Source organism: Streptomyces sp. NPDC048483, assembly GCF_040651455.1.
Classification (GTDB): domain Bacteria; phylum Actinomycetota; class Actinomycetes; order Streptomycetales; family Streptomycetaceae; genus Streptomyces.
Genome location: NZ_JBEZJZ010000246.1, coordinates 1 through 2573, shown reverse-complemented (window position 1 = coordinate 2573; position 2573 = coordinate 1). Strand labels below are relative to the sequence as shown.

At 73.1% G+C, this 2573-nt stretch carries 1 protein-coding gene; it reads right to left on the bottom strand.

All coding sequences use genetic code 11. From position 1 onward, the window contains the following. On the bottom strand, positions 1–2573 hold a 2573-nt coding region (locus AB0D04_RS42585), incomplete at both ends, for an amino acid adenylation domain-containing protein (protein ID WP_362712864.1).

The window sequence follows — 2573 nt, the reverse complement described above, 5'->3', positions numbered from 1 at the left end:
CGGACCTTGACCTGGTGGTCGGCCCGGCCGGCGAACTCCAGCTCGCCGTCCGCGCGCCACCGGGCCAGGTCACCCGTGCGGTACATCCGGGACCCGGCGGGGCCGTACGGATTCGCGACGAAGCGCTCCGCGGTCAGGCCCGGACGGCCCAGGTAGCCGCGGGCCAGCCCGGCACCCGCGAGATAGAGCTCTCCCGGCACACCGGGAGCGACCGGCCGCAGCGCGGAATCGAGCACATACACCTGCGAGTTGGCGATCGGACGCCCGATCGGGACCGGCAGCGGGCAGTCGTCCAGCGCGGTGGGCAGCGGGTACGCGGTGACCACATGGGTCTCGGCGGGACCGTAGTGGTTGTGCAGCCGCCGGCCCGGCCGACGGGCGTGGAACCGGCGCAGCCCGCCGCCCAGCCGCAGCGCCTCGCCGGCCTGCGCGACCACCCGCAGATCCGGCAGCTCCCGGCCATGCTCCTGCGCCGCCTCGGCGAGGGCCTCGAGCACCAGGGTGGGCGCGAACAGCTCCTCGACCCGGTACCGCTCCAGCCACTCGGCCAGCAGCTCCGCGCTACGGCGCTGCTCGTCGGCCGGCACCACCAGCGTCTTGCCGAACAGCAGCGCGGACAGCATCTCCTGCACCGAGACGTCGAAGCTGACCGCGGTGAACTGTGCGGTACGCGTCCGCGGAGCACCGCCGACGGCGCGGTGGTGCCAGTGCAGCAGATTCACCACCCCAGCCGACGGCATCACGACCGCCTTCGGCCGGCCCGTCGAACCGGAGGTGTAGATCACGTAGGCCGGGTGGTGCGGGGTCAGTGCCGTGGTGCGGTCGGCGTCGGTGGGATCGGTGCCGGGGTGGCCGGGGCCCGGATCGATGGCCCGCGGATCGTCCAGAACGAGGGCGGGGCGCGCATCGGCGAGCATCAACTCGACGCGCCGCTGCGGGTATTCGGGGTCGATCGGCAGATACGCGGCGCCGGCCTTGAGGACCGCGAGGACGGCGACCACGAAGTCGGCGGAGCGGGGCAGCAGCAGCGCGACGATGTCCTCGGGACCCACGCCACGGCCGATCAGCGCATGCGCGAGCCGGTTGGCGCGGGTGTTGAGAGCGTCGTATGTCAGCTCGGTCTCGCCGAACAGCACGGCGGGCGCGTCCGGTGTGGCCCGCACCTGGGCCTCGAACAGCTCGGGCAGACCTGCCGCCGGAACGTCGAGGGCGGTGTCGTTGGCCTCGACGAGCATTCGGTGACGCTCCTCGGCGGTGAGGATGCCGAACCGGCTGAGGGGCCGGTCCGGATCCGCGACCACGGTCCGCAGCAGGCGCACCCAGCGGGCGAACAGATCCCGCACCGTGGCCTCGTCGAACAGATCGGTGGCGTACTCGACGTAGCCGCCCATGCCCTGGGGCGCGCCGTTGCCGCCCCGCTCCAGGAGGTGGAACGACAGGTCGAACATGGCGGTGGGCGGCCGTACGGGCACGATCTCGGCCCGCAGTCCCGGCAGGGCGAAGTCGCCACCGGGCACGTTCTGCAACGCCAGCATGACCTGGAACAGCGGCTGGCGGGCCAGCGACCGGGCCGGGTTGAGCGCCTCGACGAGGTACTCGAACGGCAGGTCCTGGTGGGCGTACGCCGTCAGTGCGCGCTCGCGCACCCGGGCCAGCAGCTCCGCGAACGTCGGATCGCCGGAGGTGTCCGTCCGCAGCACCAGCGTGTTCACGAAGAACCCGACGAGCCTGTCCAGGGACTGGTCCGTGCGGCCCGCGATCAGGCTGCCGATGGGGATGTCGTCCCCGGAGCCGAGCCGGTTCAGCAGCGCGGCGAGTCCGGCCTGCAGCACCATGAACACGCTCGCGCCGCAGTCCCGGGCCAGGCCGACGAGCCCTTCGTGCAGGTCCGCGTCCAGCTCGACGGACAGATGCGCGCCCCGGTAGGACGTCGTCGCGGGCCGGGGCCGGTCGGTGGGCAGCTCGATCTGCTCCGGCAGCCCGGCCAGCGTCCGCGTCCAGTAGGCGGCCTGCTGGGAGAAGAGACTGTCGTCCTGGGCGCGGTCGCCGAGGAGTTGGTCCTGCCACAGGGTGTAGTCGGCGTACTGCACCGGCAGCGGCGGCCACGTCGGCTCCGCCCCCTGGCACCGGGCCGTGTACGCGGCGGCCAGATCCCCGGCGAGCGGGCCGAGCGACCAGCCGTCACCGGCGATGTGGTGGACCACGACCAGCAGGACGTGCTCGTCCGGCGCGAGCGCGAACAGCTCGGCGCGCAGCGGAATATCGCCGGCAAGGTCGAAGCCGCGCCGCACCGCCTCGGCGAGCAGCTCCGGCAGATCCTCCTCGGCCGCCTCGGTGACGACCAGCCCCGGACGGGCCTGCGCGGCATCCAGCACGTGCTGGTACGGCACGCCGTCCCGCTGCGGGAAGACGGTGCGCAGGCTCTCGTGCCGGGCGACGACGTCCGCGAGCGCGTCCTGCAGTGCCGCGGGGTCGAGGCTGCCGGACAGTCGCCATGCCAGCGGGATGCTGTAGTTGGCGCCGGCCCCTTCCAGCTGGTGCAGGAACCACAGGCGCCGCTGTGCGGAGGACAG